At 44.9% G+C, this 22,753-nt stretch carries 22 protein-coding genes and 1 other RNA gene; 10 read left to right on the forward strand and 13 right to left on the reverse strand.

Features of this window, described 5'->3' with window-relative positions; all coding sequences use genetic code 11:
- Positions 1 to 85: 85 nt before the first annotated feature.
- From DYD21_RS09880 to DYD21_RS09890, 3 genes are read right to left on the reverse strand one after another with little or no spacing between them, the layout of a single operon-like run.
- Positions 86 to 823, reverse strand: coding sequence for a succinate dehydrogenase/fumarate reductase iron-sulfur subunit (locus DYD21_RS09880; protein WP_116036344.1), 738 nt, complete (start codon positions 821 to 823; stop codon positions 86 to 88).
- Positions 824 to 840: 17 nt separating this feature from the next.
- Complete coding sequence (locus tag DYD21_RS09885; protein WP_116035944.1) at positions 841 to 2,760, reverse strand: fumarate reductase/succinate dehydrogenase flavoprotein subunit; 1,920 nt, start codon at positions 2,758 to 2,760, stop codon at positions 841 to 843.
- Between the two features lie 30 nt (positions 2,761 to 2,790).
- Complete coding sequence (locus DYD21_RS09890; protein ID WP_116035947.1) at positions 2,791 to 3,495, reverse strand: succinate dehydrogenase cytochrome b subunit; 705 nt, start codon at positions 3,493 to 3,495, stop codon at positions 2,791 to 2,793.
- A 200-nt stretch (positions 3,496 to 3,695) separates the two neighbouring features.
- On the opposite strand from DYD21_RS09890, the gene DYD21_RS09895 reads away from it, so the two are divergent.
- From DYD21_RS09895 to DYD21_RS09905, 3 genes are all read left to right on the forward strand, one after another.
- Positions 3,696 to 4,325 carry a YigZ family protein gene (locus DYD21_RS09895; protein ID WP_116035950.1) on the forward strand — a complete coding sequence of 210 codons (630 nt, stop codon included), beginning with the start codon at positions 3,696 to 3,698 and terminating at the stop codon, positions 4,323 to 4,325.
- Positions 4,326 to 4,560: 235 nt separating this feature from the next.
- On the forward strand, positions 4,561 to 5,136 hold the full coding sequence (locus DYD21_RS09900) for a cob(I)yrinic acid a,c-diamide adenosyltransferase (protein WP_116035952.1): 576 nt from the start codon (positions 4,561 to 4,563) through the stop codon (positions 5,134 to 5,136).
- 7 nt (positions 5,137 to 5,143) lie between these two features.
- Entirely contained in the window at positions 5,144 to 5,662 is a 519-nt protein-coding gene (locus tag DYD21_RS09905; protein WP_116035955.1) for a PH domain-containing protein, read from the forward strand.
- A 261-nt stretch (positions 5,663 to 5,923) separates the two neighbouring features.
- Here the strand turns inward: DYD21_RS09905 and DYD21_RS09910 are convergent, their stop codons facing one another.
- The 7 genes from DYD21_RS09910 to DYD21_RS09940 form a co-directional block, all read right to left on the reverse strand.
- The gene (locus tag DYD21_RS09910) at positions 5,924 to 6,919 is read right to left on the reverse strand and encodes an LD-carboxypeptidase (protein WP_158551497.1); all 996 of its coding nucleotides are present in this window, start codon (positions 6,917 to 6,919) and stop codon (positions 5,924 to 5,926) included.
- A gap of 7 nt (positions 6,920 to 6,926) precedes the next feature.
- Positions 6,927 to 7,523: a nicotinate (nicotinamide) nucleotide adenylyltransferase gene (gene nadD / locus DYD21_RS09915; RefSeq protein WP_116035960.1), complete on the reverse strand. Its 597-nt coding sequence runs from the start codon at positions 7,521 to 7,523 to the stop codon at positions 6,927 to 6,929.
- Positions 7,520 to 8,362 carry an outer membrane protein assembly factor BamD gene (locus DYD21_RS09920; RefSeq protein WP_116035963.1) on the reverse strand — a complete coding sequence of 281 codons (843 nt, stop codon included), beginning with the start codon at positions 8,360 to 8,362 and terminating at the stop codon, positions 7,520 to 7,522. The genes nadD and DYD21_RS09920 overlap by 4 nt, the downstream gene beginning before the upstream one ends.
- A gap of 7 nt (positions 8,363 to 8,369) precedes the next feature.
- Complete coding sequence (locus DYD21_RS09925) at positions 8,370 to 9,341, reverse strand: polyprenyl synthetase family protein (protein ID WP_116035965.1); 972 nt, start codon at positions 9,339 to 9,341, stop codon at positions 8,370 to 8,372.
- A 105-nt stretch (positions 9,342 to 9,446) separates the two neighbouring features.
- Entirely contained in the window at positions 9,447 to 10,466 is a 1,020-nt protein-coding gene (fni, locus tag DYD21_RS09930) for a type 2 isopentenyl-diphosphate Delta-isomerase (RefSeq protein ID WP_116035968.1), read from the reverse strand.
- Between the two features lie 406 nt (positions 10,467 to 10,872).
- Entirely contained in the window at positions 10,873 to 12,258 is a 1,386-nt protein-coding gene (locus tag DYD21_RS09935) for a sugar porter family MFS transporter (RefSeq protein WP_116035970.1), read from the reverse strand.
- 165 nt (positions 12,259 to 12,423) lie between these two features.
- Entirely contained in the window at positions 12,424 to 12,738 is a 315-nt protein-coding gene (locus tag DYD21_RS09940; protein ID WP_116035973.1) for a hypothetical protein, read from the reverse strand.
- A 157-nt stretch (positions 12,739 to 12,895) separates the two neighbouring features.
- On the opposite strand from DYD21_RS09940, the gene DYD21_RS09945 reads away from it, so the two are divergent.
- The 5 genes from DYD21_RS09945 to DYD21_RS09965 all read left to right on the forward strand — a co-directional run bounded on the left by DYD21_RS09945 (position 12,896) and on the right by DYD21_RS09965 (position 16,848).
- Positions 12,896 to 13,486 carry a LemA family protein gene (locus DYD21_RS09945; RefSeq protein WP_116035975.1) on the forward strand — a complete coding sequence of 197 codons (591 nt, stop codon included), beginning with the start codon at positions 12,896 to 12,898 and terminating at the stop codon, positions 13,484 to 13,486.
- A gap of 85 nt (positions 13,487 to 13,571) precedes the next feature.
- Positions 13,572 to 15,527: a M48 family metallopeptidase gene (locus tag DYD21_RS09950; protein WP_116035978.1), complete on the forward strand. Its 1,956-nt coding sequence runs from the start codon at positions 13,572 to 13,574 to the stop codon at positions 15,525 to 15,527.
- A 101-nt stretch (positions 15,528 to 15,628) separates the two neighbouring features.
- Positions 15,629 to 15,820, forward strand: a complete 192-nt coding sequence (locus tag DYD21_RS09955) for a hypothetical protein (protein ID WP_147303546.1) — start codon at positions 15,629 to 15,631, stop codon at positions 15,818 to 15,820.
- Positions 15,821 to 15,840: 20 nt separating this feature from the next.
- A complete protein-coding gene (locus DYD21_RS09960) occupies positions 15,841 to 16,011 on the forward strand; it encodes a type II toxin-antitoxin system VapC family toxin (protein WP_116035983.1) in 171 nt (56 codons plus the stop codon).
- 423 nt (positions 16,012 to 16,434) lie between these two features.
- Entirely contained in the window at positions 16,435 to 16,848 is a 414-nt protein-coding gene (locus DYD21_RS09965) for a hypothetical protein (RefSeq protein ID WP_147303547.1), read from the forward strand.
- A 4-nt stretch (positions 16,849 to 16,852) separates the two neighbouring features.
- On the opposite strand, the gene DYD21_RS09970 is transcribed toward DYD21_RS09965, so the two are convergent.
- Positions 16,853 to 17,980 (reverse strand): FAD-dependent monooxygenase, encoded by a 1,128-nt coding sequence (locus tag DYD21_RS09970; protein WP_116035988.1) that lies wholly within the window; start codon positions 17,978 to 17,980, stop codon positions 16,853 to 16,855.
- On the reverse strand, positions 17,977 to 18,474 hold the full coding sequence (locus DYD21_RS09975) for a DUF2867 domain-containing protein (RefSeq protein WP_116035990.1): 498 nt from the start codon (positions 18,472 to 18,474) through the stop codon (positions 17,977 to 17,979). Before DYD21_RS09975 ends, DYD21_RS09970 begins: the two co-directional genes overlap by 4 nt.
- An 80-nt stretch (positions 18,475 to 18,554) precedes the next feature.
- Between DYD21_RS09975 and DYD21_RS09980 the strand changes: the two genes are divergently transcribed.
- Positions 18,555 to 19,181: a TetR/AcrR family transcriptional regulator gene (locus DYD21_RS09980; RefSeq protein ID WP_116035993.1), complete on the forward strand. Its 627-nt coding sequence runs from the start codon at positions 18,555 to 18,557 to the stop codon at positions 19,179 to 19,181.
- 455 nt (positions 19,182 to 19,636) lie between these two features.
- Here DYD21_RS09980 and ssrA read toward each other — a convergent pair.
- Positions 19,637 to 20,004: a transfer-messenger RNA gene (gene ssrA, locus DYD21_RS09985) on the reverse strand.
- A gap of 512 nt (positions 20,005 to 20,516) precedes the next feature.
- Between ssrA and DYD21_RS09990 the strand changes: the two genes are divergently transcribed.
- Positions 20,517 to 22,748, forward strand: a complete 2,232-nt coding sequence (locus DYD21_RS09990; RefSeq protein WP_233505515.1) for a TonB-dependent receptor — start codon at positions 20,517 to 20,519, stop codon at positions 22,746 to 22,748.
- The last annotated feature ends 5 nt before the right edge of the window (positions 22,749 to 22,753 follow it).

The raw sequence follows: 22,753 nt of genomic DNA on the forward strand, positions 1-22,753 counted from the left end.
AGTTTAAACAAAAAAAAGGCGCGGATAGAGTTATATCCACGCCTTTATAATTTTTACAGATTTTTGATTGAAAATCGGATTCAGATCAAACGACTGCTTTCATGTATCCACGACGCATTTCCGCGATGGCAGAAATGCTGATACCTACCGGACACACTGCTTCACATTCAGCATGATTGGAACAATCTCCGAATCCTTCCTTCTCCATCTGCTCAACCATGGCAACAGAGCGTCTGTTACGCTCAGGCTGGCCCTGAGGCAGGCTGTTCAGGTGTGCAAGTTTTGCTCCTGTAAAGAGAGATGCCGACGAGTTCGGGCAAGCCGCAACACATGCACCGCACCCGATGCAGGTAGCATAGTCAAACGCTGCTTCGGCTGTATCTTTCTCAACCGGAATTAAGTTCGCTTCAGGTGCAGCACCTGTTTTAATCGAAACATAGCCGCCCGCTTCAATAATGCGATCAAAAGCAGAACGGTCTACAACAAGATCTTTGATAACAGGAAATGCTTCTGCGCGGGGTGGTTCGATTACGATGGTATCGCCATCGCTGTAATTCCTCATATGAAGCTGACAGACAGCCGTCAGGTGCTTGGGCCCGTGCGCCCGCCCGTTGATCACAAGGTTGCAGGAACCACAGATTCCCTCGCGGCAGTCATAATCAAACTCAACCGGTTCTTTCCCTTCTTTAATCAGGTTTTCGTTCAGTACATCGAGCATCTCCAGGAACGACATATGCTCGCTCACACCGTTCAGTTTGTAGTCCTGAAACCGGCCCTTTGCTTTCGCATTTTCCTGGCGCCATATCTTAAGGTTAATCGTCATTTCACTCATAATATTCCTTATTTGTAACTTCGTTGTTTCAGTTCCACAAACTCAAAATTGAGATCCTCTTTGTGGAGGGTGGTTTCAAGTTTACCGTTTACGCCATGATACTCCCATGCCGATACATATGAGAAATCTTCATCATTCCGGATCGCTTCCCCCTCCGCAGACTGGTATTCCTCGCGAAGGTGGCATCCGCATGATTCGTCTCTGTCGAGCGCATCGAGTGCCATCAGTTCAGCCAGTTCGAAGTAATCGGCCACACGAAGGGCAAATTCCAGGTATTTGTTGTAGTACGTTGACTCACCCGGCACACGAACGTTTTGATTAAACTCATCACGAAGTGTACGGATCTGTTTCACAGCCTCTTCCAGGCCCTCTTTGCTTCGGTTGATCCCAACTTTATCCCACATAATCTTTCCGAGTTCACGGTGGAACTCAATTACGGTTTTGTCACCGTTTATGGAGAGTAGTCTATCGAGCTGTTTTGAGGAGGTTTCTGCCGCCTCTTTAAATGAGATATGATCTGTATCAATTTTTGAAAGATCAGCATCTGCAAGATAATTCCCAATCGTGTACGGCACGATGAAATAACCGTCTGAAAGACCTTGCATGAGTGCACTGGCACCGAGACGGTTTGCCCCATGATCGCTGAAGTTCGCCTCTCCGGCTACAAAAAGGCCGGGAATATTGCTCATCAGGTTGTAATCCACCCAAAGGCCGCCCATGGTATAATGAACGGCTGGGAAAATTCTCATCGGGGTTTCATACGGATTGTCATCCGTGATATTCTGGTACATATCAAACAGGTTGCCATATTTTGCGGCGATAGCATCACGCCCTTCCCGTTTGATGGCATCGCGGAAGTCGAGATACACGGCAAGCCCGGAATCGCCGACTCCCAATCCCTCGTCTGTCACTAATTTAGCATTCCGTGATGCAACATCCCGTGGCACCAGATTTCCAAAACTTGGATATTTTTCTTCCAGGTAGTAGTATCGATCCTCTTCTGGAATCGCGTTCGGTTTGCGGGTATCCTTGGGATCGCGCGGCACCCAAACACGGCCGTCATTTCTCAAACTCTCACTCATCAGGGTCAGTTTGGACTGATAGTCCCCGCTCACCGGAATACACGTTGGGTGAATTTGTACAAAGCACGGATTCGCAAACGCAGCACCGCGTTTATGACAACGCCATGCGGCTGTTACGTTCGAGTTCTTTGCGTTCGTTGAGAGATAGAAAACATTTCCATATCCACCTGTACAGAGAACAACCGCATCCGCCTGAAACTTGTTAATAGAGCCATCCACTAGATCGCGTGTGATAATTCCCCGCGCCTTTCCGTCAGCCACTACCAGGTCAAGCATTTCATGGCGGGGGTAATTTTTGATCTTTCCGGCATGAACCTCTTTCATCATCGACTGGTATGCACCAAGCAGAAGCTGCTGACCGGTCTGCCCTCGGGCATAAAAGGTTCTGGACACCTGCGCACCACCGAAAGACCGGTTATCAAGCAATCCACCATATTCACGGGCAAAAGGAACACCTTGGGCAACCGCCTGGTCGATAATATGATTTGAATTTTGAGCCAGACGATACACATTTGCCTCACGGCTTCTGTAATCTCCGCCTTTAATGGTGTCGTAAAAAAGACGCCAGACACTGTCACCATCATTCGGGTAATTCTTTGCAGCATTGATACCGCCCTGTGCCGCGATACTATGGGCACGGCGCGCCGAATCCTGAATACAAAACGTTGATACCTGGTAGCCGAGTTCAGCAAGGCTTGATGCGGCAGATGCACCTGCAAGGCCGGTTCCCACAACGATAACTTTAAACTTTCGCTTGTTATTCGGAGATACAAGCTTGATATCTTTCAGGTGTTTGTTCCACTTTTCTTCGAGAGGACCTGAGGGTACGTTAGATTCTAATTTCATAATTGCTGAGTCTTTATCGATTAAAATGAGTTACCGGCACTGTATAAGTGCTGCTTCACAACCACCGCCAAAATAAATATAGAGCGGTATAAAGAGGAAACCGACCGCCAGGACGACAGCGAACACGGCTCCAACGGAATAGATGATTGCAGATGCTTTTTGACTGCGAACTGTAAGCGATGTGAAAGCACTCCAGATACCGTGCCCGAGATGTGTGCCAAGCAACAACATCACAAACGCATACCCAAAAGCGTAAAATGGGTTCTGAAAGGTTTCGATCACAAGCGATTTGATATCATGAGTCTGCTGTCCGTCAATCATAACGGTACCCGTATCGCCAAGAGCGAAAGTATTGATGTGAAAAAAGACAAATATGAGCAGAACTACTCCGGTAAACGCCATGCTGCGGGAGCTCAGACTTTGACGGCTGGGTCCGCCTTTACTGCTGTAAACCTCGTAGTTTTTCGGACGTGCCTTGCGTTTCTGCAGCCAGATGGAGATGCCAATCCAGGTGTGAATAGCAAAAACCACAACCAGACCAATTCGGGCAAACCAGAGCAGCGGCCCAAAATTGTGAAGTACCATGGAGTAACGGTTCATTGCGTCCGGTTCTCCAAATATTGCGAGGTTGCCTCCGAGGTGAAAAATGATGAAAAGAACAAGAAATAGCCCGGTTAATCCGGTCAGGATTTTTCGGCCTACCTGGGATTGGGCGGCTTGTAATAGTGACGGCATATGATGTCTTCAGATTTTAGTAAACGCAGCTTATCTTGGATCGAAAAAAGTAAACAGTCCACTACGTAGTTTGGTTCCGTTTTCAAGACTATAAATTCACCTTATTTATGTTAAAAGGCAAGGAAGAAGCGGTTCTAATCAGGCATTGTTGTATATCCAAAAATTGCATGTATAATTATGAAGCGAACTAACAAAATTTTATGAAGCAATACTCGATTACCAAAGCGTATCAAACCGATTTTAAAGTAAAAGGTTCAAAATTTATCGCCTTTCTATCTCCATGCAACCAAATATCATCTGCAGATCTGTATGTGGAATCGATCAGGGAGGAGCACCCCACGGCAACACATCACTGCTACGCATATCGTGTAAATCCGGCCGATTGCATCGAATATAATCAGGATGATGGAGAACCATCGGGTACGGCGGGTGCACCTATTTTAAATTCGCTCAAATTGGCTGAACTTGTGAATGTTATTTGCGTGGTTGTCCGATATTATGGCGGCACCAAACTTGGCAAAAGCGGTCTGATCGACGCCTACTCATCGGCTACAGATTTAGCCATTTCGAAAGCTCAATGCCATAGAATCACTCCAACGGAGCAGTTTGAGATTGTTTACAGCTACGATCAGCAATCGCTGATTGATAAACTAAAACACACGTTCACCCTGTTTGAAATCGATTCAGCATATGGAGAACATGTGAAACTGGTACTGGAATGTCCTGAAGCCGAATCAAAAGGTTTAGAAACACGACTTCAATCCATTTCTCACCTCTTAATCAGCGTTGAGCGAATCAAATCGTCATTCCATATTTTTGATTCACGATAATCGCGTTCAAATTATTTTATCTGCATCGTTGTTTTTACTTTACTATGAAAGTGTCACTGTTTTGATTCTTGTAGTCATCGGATGAGTTTTTTATGAAATATTAAGTAATATCGGATCAAATTATGATTTATGGGCAACTCATCCGATGACTTAATTAGGATCGATCATTCTTGACACTACACAAATCGGTAGTAAAATCATTTTACAGCACAACCACTGAATTTTATACCAACTCATGAAAATTTATACCAGAAAAGGAGATACCGGGGATACAGCGCTCTTCGGGGGTTCAAAAACCAAAAAAAACAATATTCGTATCCACGCCTACGGAACGGTTGATGAACTCAACTCAACCCTTGGAATGGTTCTCTCCTACTCTATTTCCAAAATTGGAAAAGAAATTTTAAACCAGGTACAGCATGATCTTTTTGTTGTAGGCGCAATGCTGGCGACGCCCAACCCCGAAAACTCAAAGATAAATGAAGTGGGAGAGCAGGAAGTAAAACAGATGGAAGAGTGGATTGATACTCTTGAAACAGATCTCGAACCACTGAAATCATTTATTCTTCCCGGCGGGAGCGGTGCCGGTTCTACCCTCCATTTGGCCCGCACAGTTTGCAGAAGGGCGGAGCGGGAATCGGTTGAACTCTCACAAAATGAAGCAATTCCGGAGAGTGTAATTATTTATCTGAACCGGCTTTCTGATCTTCTTTTTGTGCTCGCACGCTACGAAAACAAACACCAGGGTGTTGAAGAGACTCCATGGATTCCGGTCCGCGAAAAGAAGAAAAACAAAAAATCAGAAACGTAATTCACCTATGTCAAAATCTATCGATCTGAAACCTGACTGGAAACGCTGGTTCTGGGGATACTTTTTTGGTGTTCTTCTGATTCCGCTCTTTGGAATCGGGATTATCGTTCTTTGGAAAGTTCATCAGAAGAAGAAAAGTTATCGTTATACGGTAACGGATCGGCAAATAACGGCTATTGGTGAAGGTGTTTCTCAAACCGTAGACCTCATCAACATTAAAAACCTTGATGTTGAGCAAAACTGGGTAGATCAAAAGTTTGGTATCGGGGATATCGTACTGAACACCGGATCACGCACAATTACGCTGCTCGGACAGAACAACCCGGAAGCGATCAGCGATTCCATCTCAAAAGCAATTTATGCCGAAAAGAAACGGATTGAATCGTTAAACAAAGTTGAAGAGAAGAAAATTGAACCTCCCCCTCCCGGAACACTCGACAAACTGGATTACCTGACGGGATTGTGGCAGCAGGGATTATTGAGTGATGAGGATTTTAAAAAGGAGAAGAAAAATTTCGAGAAATAGGTTTAGTTTACACCTAAGAAAATGCACTTAAATTAATTAAGGTTTTTGCCATTCTCACAGCTCCCAGACTTTCTGACCCTCCCCCGTCCCCTCCCTATCGCGCCCTGACGGGACTTGATATGGAGGGGAGCTTCAATAAAAGCTTTGACACCTTAAAAAATAAATAATGCCAACGAATGAGAGTGTAAATTCTCACAGCCTTTCGAAGGAGGGCATCAATTTTTCCGACCCAGAGGATCGGGGAATTAAACCACTAATAGATTAAATCACAGAAGATTCTTTCAGCCAAAACTCACCGCTGCCCGCATCAAGTTCTGCAATCCCGCCAGCCGGAATTGTGAAATTATCCTCTTCATGACCAATATCTGCGTTCATCATAGCCGGTATATTCAGCGGTTTGATGTATTTTTCAATCACTTCAGCCAGTGAGAATGTAGGATTCGGCCCTGCTGAACAATCCGTGCATTTGCCGAAGATAAACCCGGAAATTTTATTGAGTGCACCCGCCTGTTTTAAATGAGCCAGCATCCGGTCAATTTTATACGTTCTTTCTCCGATATCTTCAACAAAGAGGATTGCATCCCTGAAATCGGGCTGGTAAGATGTACCTAAAGTGGTGGTCAGAATGGTTAAGTTCCCTCCGATCAGCCGACCCTGCGCACTCCCCGCCTGCAGGGTACGGACATCGCTTTTCGATTGATACCGGCTTTCCTCCCCTTTCATAATCACCGACTCAAAACTCTCTTTGGTCAGATCTGTCCAGTCGGAATTGCCATTTGGGCCGTGAAATGTGGTAAATCCGCAGTATGACATAAATGCATGATGGAGCGTCGTATTATCACTAAAGCCGCAGTAGACTTTTGGGTTCCGGGCGATGGCTTTAAAGTCAAGGTATGGTAAAATTCGGGAGCATCCCCACCCTCCCCTGACCGCCATAATTCCATCAATTTCGGGATCCACGAACATCTGGTTTAGGTTTTCAGCACGCTCACGGTCCGTTCCCGCAAGGTAACCATGGCGATTCCTAACGTTTGACCCGAATTTTGTTCGAAAACCAAAATCAGTCAGAACCTGTACCATTCGGGTGTAATCATCATCATTAAAGACAATTCCGGCGGGTGCAGTTAATCCAATCAAATCTCCCGGCTGCAGTCTTTTTGGCTTCCGAAGTACTCCGGTGCCCGTCAGTTTACTGCCAACCGCCCATGGAGCAACCGTGATACCACCCAGTGATTTTAAAAAATCTGTTCTTTTCATAACGATCTTACCGGTCAGAATAGAGTTTATGCTTTCGGATATAATCAAGCACCGCGTCCGGAATCTCACCTTCAAAAGAAACCGGATCATCAGCTGAACGGATATCGGTTGAGGAAATCTCAATCTCCTCATGATCTACAAAAACAGCGTTTTCAAGTATCTCAGAATCTTGTTGATGGCTTTCGAAACCGGGACGTGCCGCTACCAGCAGAATCACACGATCCAGTATTTCCCTGTACTTATGCCATTTGTGAAACGATGTAAGATTATCTTCACCAATACAGAGAAAATAGGTATTTGAGGGATACCTTGTTTGCAGATGTTCAATGGTCTGCAAACTGTAAGATGGCTGAGAAAGGTTGTTTTCTATACCGTTAACGATCACCCGGTCCATTCCGGAAAACGCAAGACGAAGCATTTTACTTCGGTGGTGGAATGATGTTTTGTTTGGAAGTTCTTTGTGCGGCGGTGAAGCGGTGGGTAAAAGATGGAGCTCATCGATCAAATTGCTGCTGAGGAATGAACCGGCCACTTTGATATGTCCATTATGAACCGGATCAAAAGCACCTCCAAACAGGCCGATTCTAAGCCCACGCTCCATCATTCATTCTGAGCTACAGATTCATCGGAGGATGATGGTGATGACTGACGTCCCGCAATCCGTTCAATTTCACGGGTGGCGCGATCATAAAGGCTTTCGGCACGACTTCGGTTTTCACCACGTGGAAACAGCTGCAGATACGTTTCATAACTTGCCACTGCCTCTTCGTAACGCTCTTTTTGCCGGGCCTGAACGCTGTTATCTGCATAAATTATGTAGGCTTCGATTTGATCTACCAGCGATCGTTCTGCCCATACTGTCTCGGGATAGGAATCAATTACAATGTCGTGATACACAATTGCGGCCTGGTACCGATTGGTTCTCATATAAAAATTTGCCGCTTCATACTGTTTTCTGGCCAGCTTCTCGCGCATTTCTTCAATGTACCCGGAAGCCTCCGCAACAAGTTCTGAATCAGGGTATCGCGAATTGAAGAGTCGGAATCGATCGATTGCCTGCCGTGTATAGGTTTGGTCGAGTTTATAACGGGGGCTCATCTGGTAGTAACTCAAAGCCTGTTTAAAATCTGCCTGCTCGCGCCGTTCAGAACGCGGGTAGAAGCTCGTATACCTTTGGTATTCGGATGCTGCTATCAGGTATTGCCGGTTATTATAATAACTTTCGGCGAGTAAAAACTGAGCTTCCTGCCCTACATCTGTGCCTCGCCCGATAGAAACCACGGTTTCAAAAGCGCGGGCAGCTGTTGACCAGTTTTCCTGGTCATATTGAGATTTCGCCTTTTCGAAAGCCACATCAAGAGTATCGCCCGGACGGATAAGATCCTGACTACGGCAGGAGACAAGTGCAAATGCTGCAACTAAAATAATAATTAATGTGCGCATAAATGATTTAATAATCCCGTTTCTTTAAAGTTGTAATCAATTTTATAAGATCTCGCTTATCTTCTGTTTCACCAAATCTTTCTACAGATTTGATTGCAGTACTATACATCTGTTCAATTGTCTGATTAGCAGAATCTATTACACCGTGTGTTTTGTAAAGTTCGATCACCTGCTGAACATCAGATGCTGCCATTGGTTTGTTTTTCAGACACTCCATTAACCATTTTTTCTGCTCTTTATTGCAGCGCTCCATGGCAAGTATCATTAAATATGTTTTTTTACACTCATAGATATCACCAGCTACGCGTTTTCCGAACTTATCGGGATCAGCGGTTACATCAAGCAGATCATCCTGTATCTGAAAGGCCTGGCCAAGATTGGAGCCAATCGTTTGAAGTAAATGCAGTTCATCACGAGAACACCCGGCAACTACCCCCCCCATTTGAAGTGATGCCTCAAGAAGTGCAGCCGTTTTACCACGGATCATTTCCATGTACTCATTTAAGGACACGCTTTCTCTCGTTTCAAATTCCATATCCAGTGCCTGTCCCTCACAAACTTTATGGATGCCTTCCAGAAACAGGTTCACAACTTTTCGGTAATCCACATCTTCATCAAGACGGTTTAGTAAAAGCATCGAGCGTGTATACATGCTGTCGCCTGCAAGAATAGCAACTGAAGGACTCCATTTTTTGTGAATTGCCTGCTCCCCTCTCCTGAAGTCGGCCTGGTCCATTATATCATCATGAATCAGCGTAAAATTATGAAGTAATTCAACGGCAAGTGCTGCCGGCATTGCTTTCGTTCTTTTCGTTCCGCAAAGACCGCACCCCATGAGTGTCAAAATCGGACGAAGGCGTTTCCCTCCGTTCTGTATCATATAAACTTGCGGCTGATAAAGAGATGCAGGTGATTCAGGAATATCCAGCTTTTGCAGAGCCTCTTCTACGCTATGGAGATAGTGTGATAAAAACTTCAAAAAAACTTCCAGATGTGGTTTAAAAATGCAGTCTCAACTTAGCCGTAATTATGACGCTAAGAAGAATTTCAAGTGGCAAATATACAAATTTGGTATTGGATCAACCTATTTTTTTATCAAATCCCTGTGGCTGCATTGAGCCGGTGCCCGCCGCCCCAGCAACAGGCAGATTTGCTTTAATTGCTCTTTCAGCCGGTTTAAAAATTTCTGGAGCTCATCTTCTCCGCCATTCACCAGGGCCCGGATCACAGGGCCGGCCATTGCAGTAAAATTCGCGCCAAGAGCAAACGACTTCATGATATCTGATGCCGTGCGCAGCCCGCCGGATGAAATCAGCTCAAAACGAAACTCTTCTCTCAATAGAGCCACCTCTTCCAGGCATTTTGTTGTGGGCATTCCCCAGTCGTTCAGGAAGTCCGTTTCAGTACGATCCGCTTTTCGCAGGTTTTCAACCTTTGCCCAGCTTGTTCCGCCGGATCCCGCAACATCAATCACCGAAACACCTGCAGCAAGCAGTCTCCTGGCCACTTCACCTGTAATTCCGGCTCCTGTTTCTTTGACAATAATTGGCAGATCGGCATCGATAACCAATTTTCGAATTCCCGATTCGATTCCCCTGAACGCGCGGTCTCCTTCAGGCTGAACAAGTTCCTGCAGCGGATTCAGATGCACGATAATAGCATCGGCCTGTATTGACTCGATGAGAACTTCAAGCTGATCGTCTGTCAACCCGCCGGCAATTTGTGCACCTCCAATATTGGCAGCAATAAAAGCGGTGGGAGCCTCATTCCGAACCACTGAAAAACTATTTATTTCTTCAGGATGATCGAGCAGTGCGCGCTGACTGCCCACACCAAACGGGAGATTATTTTTTTCGCAAAATCTTGCGATCTGCGCGTTAATTTGTCCGGCATCGGTGTAGCCGCCTGTCATAGAAGAGAGAAAAAGCGGAAATGAAAATGACCGGCCAAGAAGTGATGTTTCCGTTGAAATATCTTCGAGGTTTAACTCCGGCAATGCGTTGTGGCGAAACTGATACTGTTCAAAACCGGCGGACCCGGAATAGTTCACATCTTCGTTCACACATAAATCCACATGATCTTTTTTCCTTTCCTGAATGCTCATAACCTCAGTTCAATTCTTGAATTATGTTCCCCCTTAGAGAGGCTGTAAAAAAAAACACAATCAATTATATAAGCCATTTATTTTTGCCACGAAGGCATAAAGTCACGAAGATACACGAAGTTTAAAAGAATCAGACAAATCTACTTCGTGAATCTTCGAGTTCTCGTGGCTTCGTGGTGAATTTTATAATTCTCAATAAGTATTGATACATTATTTTCTCATATCCTTTAGAAAAGGGGGATTGCCCCAAAAGGAACCCTTCGGAAGGGGGATGTCCATCAGCTCTGTGAAAAAACCGATGAACACCCCTCTGAATATACAATCTCTATTCAAGAGCATAAAAGCTTGCTTAAGAAAATCGTTCACTAAATTGCCACGATTATTCATCCTAAGTGATCAAACCGAATCATTCTTTCTCTGAGCGAATATCATTCTCATCAATGACTTCTTTAAGCTCTTCAACATTTATTCCCAGCTTAACTTCCATCTCTTCAAGTGTAATATTCTTCGTCTCGGGCATGATTTTCCATACAAACAGCAACTGAAGCACCATCATGAACGAGAAGAATGCAAAAATCTGGGTGCCGGAGAATGCACTTAACACCGTTGGTGTGATCAGTGTGATAATTGCTGCGAACACCCAATGTGTTCCCGATCCGAGTGACATTCCGTAATCGCGCACTGCATTTGGAAATATTTCAGAGATAAACACCCAAATCACAGCGCCCTGCCCTATGGCGTGTGAGGCAATAAATGCACATACAAATATCACAACGACGGTACCCTCAGCCCCGGTAAAAAAGGCCCACGACACACCGGCAAGTGACGCGATGTATCCAAAAGATCCGATGTACATCAGAGATTTTCTGCCTGCCCTGTCGATCAAATACATCCCGAGCAGTGTAAACAGCAGGTTCACAACTCCAAGCGAAACCGAAGCTCCAAGTACATCTCCTGCTTCCACACCGGCCTGTTCAAAGATTCGCGGTGCATAATAGAGTACAAAATTGATACCGGACAGCTGGTTGAAAAATGCGAGCAAAAACGCGAGGGTAATCGGGAACCGAAATCTTTTCGAGAAGAAAACGGATGATCCCGCTGTTTTAGAAACCGATTTTTTGATCTGAAGAATCAGGCGGTCGATATCTTCCTTGGGATTCAGTTTTTCAAGAAGCGACTTAGCCTCCTTCACCCGGTTTCTTTTGAGTACAAGCCACCGCGGACTTTCCGGCACACCCATCACGAGCAGCAGGTAAATCGTGGCGGGAATTGCCTCCACACCCAGCATCCAGCGCCATGCCTGATCATCAAAAATAGTTCCAATGAGGTAATTTGAGATGTATGCGATCAATATTCCGAACACAATATTAAATTGATACAGAGCAACAAGCTTTCCCCTGTTGGCTGCAGGAGTGATTTCGGAAATATATACAGGTGCAGCTACGGATGAAGCTCCGACCCCCAGTCCGCCAATAAATCGTGAGATTGAGAAGATATATGGATCTGTTGCGAAAGCCGATCCAAGTGCGGAAACCAGGTATAAAACACCAATCCAAAATAGCGTTTTCCGCCGGCCGAAACGATCACAGGGAATGCCTCCAAACAGTGCACCGATCACCGTTCCCCACAGTGCCATCGACATGATAAATGTACCGTGAAACAGATCCGACATTTCCCATAAATTCTGAATCGGACGATCCGCGCCGGAAATTACAATTGTATCAAACCCAAACAGAAAGCCGGCAAGAGCAGCTACTGCACTGGAAAATAGTATTGTTTTATTGTTAAACATGTAAGTAGGTTAGGTTCCATTTTCAGAAATGCTCCAATCAAATCTACAAATGACTTTAGTATAGGAGGTTTTATTAATCGCACGCATAATGCAATCAACCCGCAATAAACTACGTGTAGTTAATCAATCATTTTGACTTTTAAAAGTGGAACCTTTCCCGTGCACTTACCCTGTTCCGCTGATGATCACTGAAGAATCATTCTCAGCATCAAAGTCAGGGTTGAAATGTTGATGCAGAACCCGGTTCAGCAAAAATTGGAGTGCTGATTTTGCCTGAAGTACTTCAACATACGTGTGGCTTTTTTTCTGATTTGATATGAAATAATCAATTTGCCAGGGCCTGATTTGCGATGAATGGTCAATTGAAAACTCGTTCAGAAATCTCCGAACCCATCTCAAAGCCGCGATTTCAGATTGATAGCTTGCCTGGGTTCTTCGATATTCCGTTCTGAAAGCGGAAAGTATGCGTGTTTTCCTCATAACTTTTTCTCCTTTTTATTCGTATGAGCCGAAAACCATCAACCCCTTACACTTTTTTTTAAAAAAATATGTCTCCGCTTTCGGTTGAAATCTCTTTGCTCCGCTGGCTACAACTTGTATATTCATCCAACTTTCACACATTCAAAACAGATCTCCCATGACTACTGCAATTATTATTCTTATTGTTGTTCTTATCATTTTGATCGCCTTCCCGGTTTCTATCTATAACCGGCTTGTTTCCCTGAGAAACCGATTTAAAAACGCATTTGCCCAGATTGATGTGCAGCTTAAGCGGCGATATGACCTTATCCCGAACCTGGTAAATGTAGCGAAGCAGTACATGAGTCATGAGCGGGAAACGCTGGAAGCCGTTATTCAGGCGCGAAATCAGGCCGTTAGTACCGAGAAACAGGTAGCGGATGAGCCGGGAGATCCCGATGCCATGCAAAAACTGATGGGAGCAGAGAAAAATCTCGGAGGTGCACTCGGCCGTCTTTTTGCACTCTCTGAAAACTATCCCGACCTGAAAGCCAACCAAAATATGATGCAGCTTACGGAAGAACTCTCTTCTACAGAGAATAAAATTGCGTTTGCCCGCCAATCTTTCAACGATGCCGTGATGAATTACAATACGGCAAGGGAAAAGTTTCCCGCGGTGATATTTGCCGGAATGTTTGGCTTCAAAGAGGCACGCCTTTTCGAAATTGAAGTAGAAGATGAGCGAAAAGCACCTGAAGTGAAGTTTTAACACTTTTGAACCTCGCATCTAAATGTATCGAGCAGAAACATCATAACGATCTGCTCGGGAATCAACCAATGATGAAATAAGCCGCATGGATTTTTTTGACGCACAGGATCGCGCCCGCCGAATGACCTGGAAATTGATCGGGCTTTATACCGCTGCAGTAATCTTAATTATCGTATCCATTTATTTCGTCACGCTGATCGTGTTTGGATATTCAGGCGCCCCGGGTGATTCCCGGCTCTGGCAGCCGGGACTTTTCCTTACCGTATCAATTGTTGTGTCAATTCTAATCATGAGTGGCACGTTTTTTCGAATCTCCCAGCTTCGTAAAGGTGGAAGCGCTGTAGCTGAAATGCTCGGCGGACGTAAAGTTGAACCCTCCACAAGAGATCCCAAAGAACGCCAGCTGATCAACATTGTTGAAGAGATGTCAATCGCCTCAGGTGTTCCCGTTCCCGATATTTATCTGCTCGATAATGAGGAGAATATCAACGCATTTGCTGCCGGTTTTGGAACGGATGATGCCGCAGTGGGTGTCACCCGCGGTGCACTCACGCAACTGACTCGTGATGAACTTCAGGGTGTAATCGCTCACGAATTCAGCCACATATTTAATGGCGACATGAGACTCAATATCCGCCTGATTGGAATCCTGAACGGCATCCTGCTTCTGCATATTATGGGAATGATTTTGATGCGAAGCTCACTCCTTTCCGGCGGGCGCGGGCGCTCATCCAGCGGACAGGGAGGCAGCGGTGGTCAGGCTGCAATTGCGATGATTGTTCTCGGCCTGGCGCTCATCATCATCGGCTATATTGGTATGTTGTTCGGACGAATGATCCAGGCAGCGGTCTCACGCCAGCGCGAATATCTTGCCGATGCAGCCGCAGTACAGTTCACCCGCAACCCGGATGGAATAGCAGGAGCTCTTGAAAAAATCGGCCGAACGAAAAAAGGCGGTAAAATTGAAGACGGCCACGCCATGGAGTTCAGCCATCTCTTTTTTGCAAACAGCTTTCACACTGCACTCGACAAACTTTTCGCAACTCATCCGCCGCTAAAAAAACGGATCGCAGCCATCCGGCCCGGCAATGACCCTGAACAGATCCGCAAAAAAGAACGGATCGAAAAGCAGCTCAAAAAAGATCAGGCCAGGCAGACATCAACCGAAAGTAAATCGCCAGCTTCTACCGTCATTCCAGGCGGCACACTTTCTGAAACCGGCTTATCACCGGAAGTGCTGCTCGCTGCAATAGGCTCCATGGACAGCAGCGGTGTGGATGAAGCGAGTAAGCTGATGAGTGAAATCCCGGATGAGCTCCACGATGCAGCACACGAACCGTTCCGTGCAGAAGCGCTGATTTATTCCCTGCTTTTAATAAACCGGGAAGGATCCTCAACAACCCTGCCTGATTGGAGTGCCGAAATTATTGATCCATATATGGCTGAACAAGTTGATAAACTACTGCCTGTACTGAATCACGGTAAACGGGAATGGTCTCTCCCGCTGGCTGAAATATCGATGCCGGCGCTGCGGAAAATGAGTGAAAGCCAGTACCGCAAATTCCGGGAGACGATGAAGCTGATTATCGAAAAAGATGACCGCGTAAGCCTGTTCGAGTTCTCTATCGAAAAACTGGTTGAACACCGGCTTGATAAACATTTCAGAAAAGAGAAATCGGAAAAAATTCGTCATCATCATCTAAAAACGATTCGAAAACAACTTGCAATCATACTGTCAGCCCTGGCAAATACTTCCGGTAAAGACAGCGAGAAAGCGTGGGAAGCCGGTATAAAATCCATGGGGAAAGCCGCACCTGATGGAATGATTTTACTGAAAGAAGATGAGTACACGTTTGATGATCTGGATGAGGCTCTTGATGAACTGGATGCATCCGCCAACCCGGTGAAACGGTACCTTCTCAACAGCATGATCCACACCGTTCTGGCTGATGATAAATTAACACTCGATGAGCTTGAACTGCTGCGCGCCATGGCCGAAGCGATCAGCTGCCCGATTCCTATACATGTGATGCCTCGTTGATGGTTATTTGTGTAGATAATGAAATGCCCCCTCTTCAGCGAAAAGTGAGACTGCCTGCTTGAAAGTTGGAAAAAGGCCAGAAAAATAAAGTCTCCCACCTTTTGGTAAAATCACTGAACCTAGGAGAAGTCCATCCGGAAAGAGATGAATTTCATGAGAATGAAGTATTGAGTTATCTCCAGGTTTCTATCTCCTATTTTCTGGCTATTGATGATATCGAAAGTGCTGAGAACAGAATGAAGATGATGGACGATATTGACCCTGAAGCGCCGTTGACTTTTGATGCCGTTTGAAATTATTTTACACCGATAAAATGTCTGAAAATTATGCTAAAGTACGAGCCGGTTGTGAGGCAAAAGGTGAATTGGTTGGGCCAAATGACCTGCTGAATGCAGCCACCGTATTGGCAAATAATGGAACCCTTGCCACCCGAAATACAAAAGAGTTCAGCCTTATACCCGGCATTAAATTAACCGAATGGTAATTTATAATACTGAACCTGAAATGAAAAAGATCCGGATGTCTCCCCGGAACCCTTCAGGGTGGATCTGGATAAGTACGGTAACCGATAGCATAATAAATGCGGCCTCTCGACACTAATCCACAACAACAAGGATTGAAACTCGACGACCTACGCTCTCGTAAAGCGTAGGTCGTCCTCTCCACACTAATCCATGACAACACGGGTTGAAACAGTGATTCTGCGGCCGTTGCGCTCTGCGGTTGCAATCCTCTCAACACTAATCCACGACAACAAGGATTGTAACATTAGTGCGTTTGTAACCGTCTGATCTGTATAAAATCCCTATCGACCCTATTCACCAATAAAAGGATTTGTAAAAAATAATCAACTTATTATTAAACAAGCATGTTTCAGCAGGATTACATACTCAGACAAATTAACCAGATGGCACAGGTACTTGCATCAATTTTATCCCGGCTGATCATCAGCAGAGACGAACAACAATGGGTGAATGGAATTGAACAAACTGATCAAGCTTTAAAAGAGCATATCGGACTAACTTATTCAGAACTGCTTGACATCCCTGATGATACATTTATAGACACTCTTCAGTCCGTTCATAGTATTGACCGGGACAGCCTGGAGCGTATCGCAGACATACTGCTGTTGATTGGGGATGAAAACTCAAAAAATCAACCTATGGATGATGAAAAGAGGGTTTTATATAACAAGTGCCTTTTGATTTATGAACATATAAACGGCACCGGAAAGTTATATTCACTCGATGCCAGGTATAAAATTGATCGAATACATGAAGTTTTAAGTCGGGATTCCATGAGAATGCGAGATAGTAAATAGTTTATTACTCAATTTTATATAGCCTCTTCATCTGATTTTTGACCAGAAACGGCGGCATCATTTTCATCATAATCTTCATCACGTACTGACCTGATGCCCGTGCCACCACCTGCCCATACAGCCGGGAAGTTTTCACCACGTAGTCTACTTTCTTGCGACGTTGCTTTTCGAACTGCTGAAATATTTTTTCAGGTTCCTGATTTTCCTGAAAACTGCGGCTGATATAGTACGCATCTTCAACGGCCTGACACCCGCCCTGCCCCATATTCGGAGTCATGGCGTGAGCGGCATCACCCATCAGACACACCCGGCCTTTATGCCAGCTTTGCAGACGTTCCATATCTGAAATATCATTTCTGTTGATGTGATCGGTGGGGGTTTGCTTAATGATATCAGAAACCATAGCCGAAAAACCGTGATAGGTGTTCAATAGCTTTTCTTTGAGAAAATCAGTGGTATCTTTCTGATTCTTTGGAGCATTCGCTACTGCAAACCAATATACCTGTGATTCCGAAATCGGTGAGAAACCAAACCGGATGCCATCCCCCCACGCTTCGTAAGCCCTGTTTTTCATAAAATCCGGCAGATGTATCTTTGCAATACCACGCCAACAAGTCTGTCCGCTAAATTTTACGTCTGAATGCGGAAATAACTGCTTTCTCACCGCAGAATGTATTCCATCAGCCCCCAGTAACAGATCTGATTCTGCCGACCCGTTTACAAAATCAGCAATCACTTTATGATTTACTTCACTATAGGTTACAAATTCCTTATTGGTATGGACCGTATTTTCCGGCAGGGCATTCAGTAAAATTCTATGCAATCGTGCTCTGTGGATGGAAACAATTCGAAAGTCTTCTTTTGAGTTCCCGGAGTTCACCGGCATCATAAATGGCCTGAGATTTTTATCGGTGAGAGCAACCCCATCAAGCAGAATTCCTGCTTTTCTTATTTCATCTCCCACACCCAGCCGGTCAAGAACTGCCATAGCGTTTGGCTGCATCCAGATCCCCGCGCCCACATCACGAAATTCAGGTGCCCGTTCGTATACCTGCGCCTTTATACCGGCATTCTGTAACGCCAAAGCCGTAGTCAAACCTCCAATTCCCGCCCCGATAATCGAAATATTCATGCGATACCTCCATGTGCATTTTTCACCATAACACGAAGAACAAGCTTGTGAAATGGTTTAATCATAAACATATAGATCCGGCCCATTCTGTTTTGATACTGCACCAATGTCGTCACCTTAATGTTATACTCTTCTTCTCCCGAATTAAACACACTCACTCTGAAATTCAAATGCTTATCATCGCCGCCTAAAATAATTTCGTTTTCTTCGATGGAGTGAATTTTTAAGAATCCAATATAACCACCCACTTTGAAATGGGTATTAAAATCATCGGGAACAGTCGTTTTAAGCCCTGCAAATTTTACCAGGAAGTTCCTGATACTGAACAAGGGTTTAATTTTTGGTGGGATGCTGCTGAAAACAAGTTTTGCGGCCTGCTCCAGGGTATCCGTGTGATTGGTGACGGCAAATGTATCCTTAAAATCAATTTGAGGTAATGCCTTTTTGATTCCGTTGGTTTCCGGAACGGTGTCTTCTATTACCCTGGGTTTCATATTAGCGGCTATGTTTTGTACTTTAGTACAATTATACTAAAAAATAATAATTAGTACAAAAGTACTATTAAGGTTTTTCCATGAGTCAGACTAAAATTAAGATACTTGCTACTGCTCTTACATTATTTAACCGGCATGGATTGCCCAGCGTAAGCCAGCATAAAATATCAGATGAACTTGGTATAAGCCCTGGAAACCTGACCTACCATTTCAGGCAAAAAGATGACATTGTCGAGGCGCTTTATTTTGATATGGTGACCGAGATGAATGAACTTTTTGAGGATGCAAAAACTGAACCAGCGGGAATAAATGACTTTATAGAAATAACCGATAGAATGTTTCGTCTGATGATGAAATACCGGTTCATTTTTATAGATATCATCTACCTGCTCCGCAACAATGCGGCCATTGCATCAGACTGTCAAAAGGTCTTTGCGATTCGAAAAGAACAGTTTTTGGATACCATTGAGCAGCTTGTAAAAAAGGAAGTGCTCAGAGAAGAAAAGCTACCCCGGGAGTATGACTATTTTTTTCGGCGATTGGAGCTTTTGACGGATTTTTATCTGCCGGCCAGTGAACTAACTGGTGAATACAGTGAGAATATGAGCAGCGCTGATTTTCGCAAACAGGTTATTTATTCGATATATCCATATCTCACACCAAAAGGACTGAAAGAATTACCCGAAGAGTTCAGAGCGCTTAAATAACGCAGTACTATCAAAATGCTACGGTATCCCCGTTATTCTAATTAGAAAAGCTGGTACTATTGGAAAGCTTGTGGTACCTAAAATTATCCATTAGTAAGGTTATCAAACCCATCACAGCAAAAAAATCCCCTCAAGTTGAATAAACTTGCGGGGACAATAACTTAGTGGAGGTGCGGAGGCGAAGCACTGCTTCGCAACAGCAACGTTCGGATTGATTCCAGGTTTGACAAATCACCGAAGTTCATATTTCAGGTATTGACCGAAATAAAAAAACCCCGACAAGAACAGATTCCTGCGGGGCTTAATACTAAGTGGAGGTGCGGGGGCGGAGCATGCCTCCGCAACATCAACGCTCCGGTCGTATAAAAATGAAATCTAACCTGAAGCTTACTAATCTGAATTTGTTGCCAAAAAAAATCCCCGTCAAAGCATCAAGCCTTGCGGGGATTTGAATTAAGTGGAGGTGCGGGGAGTTGAACCCCGGTCCGGGAAGGTAAATCGTCAAGCATCTACATGCTTAGCTATTGATTAAGTTTCGGATGAAGCAATGCTCAACAGCAAAGCGACTCCATCCTATTCTGCATTAAGTTCTCCTTCCACCCAGCAGACATGGGCTTGGGAAAAGTCTATCTAAGTCGGCGCTCACGGCAGGGTCAATAGACGAACACCTGCGAGAACGGACGGCTTGCTTTACGCAGCCAGTCGGTATGAGTAATTGTTGTCAACTACTTTTTATCCATGATGGTTGATTTACGAGAACCATCGGGCACTCTCGGCATGCAGCCTGCAATTGTACGCAGCCCGTCGAATCCGGTACACCCCCAATATGTGAAAGAACAATAAACTGACTTGACTCAGCTTATACTAACGACTGCAATCTGCAAATCGTATATCTTAAGATAAGCACTTTTTGATTTCTTTTCTTCTCCACCTGATGCTCTTTTCACCGGGGCTATTTGCCTCTAAAACCATCGATTAAAGATAAATAGTCATTATTATTGATTTTCAGCTCTTCTTCATCGGCTAATTTGTGAAATTACAGGCAAGCTGAAATATCGAATTTTGTTCGAATATTCCGTTTCCATGAATACCACCGGTACACCCTGCTCAACATTCTTCGATATTGATTAACTCAGGAATAGAACGAATCCAATTCAACACCAATCCTTTTTCCCACCTGCTATATAGGTATCTGTAACTTTTCATGTTTACATATTTTAAATGAACTGTGATGAATGCAACCTTATCATTTTTAGTTCGTACGTTGCACCGATATTTAAATTTAATGATTCCCCTTTGAGACTAATATACCTTCTGCTATTATCCCTTTTTCTTTTGATTTTACCTGATACATCTGATGCGCAGCAAACCGCATCGGTCAACGGGTATATCACTGACAGCCGGACCGGTGAAACACTGATTTCGGCAAATGTTGCTATTCTTGAACTCAATCGGGGTACATCCACCAATACATCCGGTTACTATTCAATCACCAATTTACAACCGGGAACCTACACTCTTGTATCTACATATATCGGGTATCGCCAGTTTGAACAGGAGATTGAACTCACTGCCGGCGAAACCAACCGGATCAATATTGAGATGGATCCCGAGGGTGTTGAGCTGGAGACACTTGTTGTTGAATCGGAGTTCGAACGCGAACAACAGCGGAATATCGGCACTGCGCAGATATCAACCCAGCTGATCAAAAGCCTGCCTCCTGTTCTGGAGCCCGATGTCTTCCGGTCCGTGCAGCTTCTGCCGGGTGTAAAAGCCGCCAGTGACTTTTCGAGCGGCCTTTACGTGAGAGGCGGCAGCCCTGACCAGACCCTGATTCTGCTGGATGAGACAACGGTTTATAATCCATCTCATTTTTTCGGATTTTTCTCCACTTTTAATCCCGATGCGGTAAAAGATGTTCGGCTGTATAAAGGCGGGTATCCTGCTGAGTATGGTGGACGCCTCGGATCGGTCCTTACAGTTTTCAACAAAGATGGTAACCGAAACGAAACAAGAGGTTCTGTCAGTCTTGGTCTGCTTGCTTCCCGAATAAGCGCCGAAGGGCCTACCAGTTCCGGTTCATGGATGCTTGCCGTTCGCCGATCAACTCTTGAACCGCTTTTGGCCGTGCTGCGCCGAACTACCGACAATGTACCCGACAGCTTCTATTTTTATGATGTTAACGGAAAACTTAATTTTGATCTGACCGCCAACGACCGGCTTTCCCTCGCGTTTTATGCAGGAAATGATGATGTAAAGTTCCCCTTTGGTGACGATGCATCCATCGGCCTGAATTACGGTAACCAAACCGTGAGCGGGCAATGGCGCCGAATTCTATCCGACCGGCTTTTTCTGAAAACGACCGCAACCGGATCCCGCTACTTTAATCAACCCGAGTTTAATATTGGAGGAACCCCATTTGAAAGAGACAATAATATTTACGATTTCTCACTCAAATCAGACCTGGAGTATCTTCCGGATGATGCACATACCATTTCAGCAGGAATCTGGGCTGGAAACATCACGCTGCGATATACCGACAAGTTTGATGGTGCGGAAACCTTTAACTCACGAATTCAGTCGCAATATGCATCGGCTTATATCCAGGATCGCTGGCAGCCCGATAACCGCTGGATTATTACCGGAGGAGTTCGCGTAAACAGTTTTTCCGAGGGTGATTATCTGCGCATTGCTCCGCGGCTCTCAACCGAATTCAGGCCCACATCAACCATTCGCCTGCAGGCCGCATACGGACGTTATTACCAATTCTTAACTCTGATTTCAAATGAAGCCTTCTCCGGGTTTGATCTCTGGCTCACCACCGACCGCGGGGTTCCTCCTGCCTACGGTGATCAGTTCGTTTTAGGCGCCAAAACCGTTCCGTTTGAAGGATATGGATTTGATGTGGAAGTTTATTTCAGAACCATGCGTGACCTTTTTGAACTCGACCCGTTTGTGATTGATCCTGCCGGTCTCAATTATGACGAGCTGTTCCGATTTGGCGAAGGATACGCCTACGGTGCTGAATTTTTATTGGAGCGACAAATCGGACGACTCACCGGGTTTGTGGGCTATACATTTGGTATCACGCGCCGGAAATTCCCCGGTTTCAACACCGATATTACCAATCCGGGTGCCGGAGCGCGTTTTTATCCGCCTAAATACGATCGCCAGCATGATATGAATCTGATCCTAAATTATCGTCTTTCGGGCAGGTGGAGCACTTCAGCGGTATTCAGCTATGCCACGGGACAAGCCTACACCGAACCACTGGGCCGCACTGAATTTTCTCAGGTGCCCTGGGGAAATGTGCGTCGCGAATCTTTCACCATTGGCCGGCTGAATGCATCCCGTTTGCCTTCGTATCACCGTTTAGATCTTTCGTTCAGTCGGCAGGGTAACTTTTTCGGAATGGGTGAAGCTGAATGGCAGTTTCAGCTGATTAACGCCTACTCAAGGCGAAACATCTGGTTTTATAATTACGATTTTGATGAAAATCCGGTTGAGCGCAACGAAATTACTCTTCTGCCCATTCTGCCATCCGTTTCATACACCGTTAACTTTTAGAATAT

Source organism: Rhodohalobacter sp. SW132, from assembly GCF_003390325.1.
In the GTDB taxonomy this organism is placed as follows: Bacteria; Bacteroidota; Rhodothermia; order Balneolales; family Balneolaceae; genus SW132.

Coding starts and splice junctions, on each gene's coding strand:
- DYD21_RS09890 (WP_116035947.1), bottom strand. CDS start 3,495: ATGCCGTCACTATTACAAGCCGCCCAATCCCAGGTAGGCCGAAAAATC.
- DYD21_RS09965 (WP_147303547.1), top strand. CDS start 16,435: ATGGCACAGGTACTTGCATCAATTTTATCCCGGCTGATCATCAGCAGA.
- DYD21_RS09880 (WP_116036344.1), bottom strand. CDS start 823: ATGACGATTAACCTTAAGATATGGCGCCAGGAAAATGCGAAAGCAAAG.
- DYD21_RS09980 (WP_116035993.1), top strand. CDS start 18,555: ATGAGTCAGACTAAAATTAAGATACTTGCTACTGCTCTTACATTATTT.
- DYD21_RS09920 (WP_116035963.1), bottom strand. CDS start 8,362: ATGCGCACATTAATTATTATTTTAGTTGCAGCATTTGCACTTGTCTCC.
- fni (WP_116035968.1), bottom strand. CDS start 10,466: ATGAGCATTCAGGAAAGGAAAAAAGATCATGTGGATTTATGTGTGAAC.
- DYD21_RS09895 (WP_116035950.1), top strand. CDS start 3,696: ATGAAGCAATACTCGATTACCAAAGCGTATCAAACCGATTTTAAAGTA.
- DYD21_RS09975 (WP_116035990.1), bottom strand. CDS start 18,474: ATGAAACCCAGGGTAATAGAAGACACCGTTCCGGAAACCAACGGAATC.
- DYD21_RS09905 (WP_116035955.1), top strand. CDS start 5,144: ATGTCAAAATCTATCGATCTGAAACCTGACTGGAAACGCTGGTTCTGG.
- DYD21_RS09945 (WP_116035975.1), top strand. CDS start 12,896: ATGACTACTGCAATTATTATTCTTATTGTTGTTCTTATCATTTTGATC.
- DYD21_RS09940 (WP_116035973.1), bottom strand. CDS start 12,738: ATGAGGAAAACACGCATACTTTCCGCTTTCAGAACGGAATATCGAAGA.
- DYD21_RS09935 (WP_116035970.1), bottom strand. CDS start 12,258: ATGTTTAACAATAAAACAATACTATTTTCCAGTGCAGTAGCTGCTCTT.
- DYD21_RS09970 (WP_116035988.1), bottom strand. CDS start 17,980: ATGAATATTTCGATTATCGGGGCGGGAATTGGAGGTTTGACTACGGCT.
- DYD21_RS09910 (WP_158551497.1), bottom strand. CDS start 6,919: ATGAAAAGAACAGATTTTTTAAAATCACTGGGTGGTATCACGGTTGCT.
- DYD21_RS09900 (WP_116035952.1), top strand. CDS start 4,561: ATGAAAATTTATACCAGAAAAGGAGATACCGGGGATACAGCGCTCTTC.
- DYD21_RS09885 (WP_116035944.1), bottom strand. CDS start 2,760: ATGAAATTAGAATCTAACGTACCCTCAGGTCCTCTCGAAGAAAAGTGG.
- DYD21_RS09960 (WP_116035983.1), top strand. CDS start 15,841: ATGTCTGAAAATTATGCTAAAGTACGAGCCGGTTGTGAGGCAAAAGGT.
- nadD (WP_116035960.1), bottom strand. CDS start 7,523: ATGATGGAGCGTGGGCTTAGAATCGGCCTGTTTGGAGGTGCTTTTGAT.
- DYD21_RS09950 (WP_116035978.1), top strand. CDS start 13,572: ATGGATTTTTTTGACGCACAGGATCGCGCCCGCCGAATGACCTGGAAA.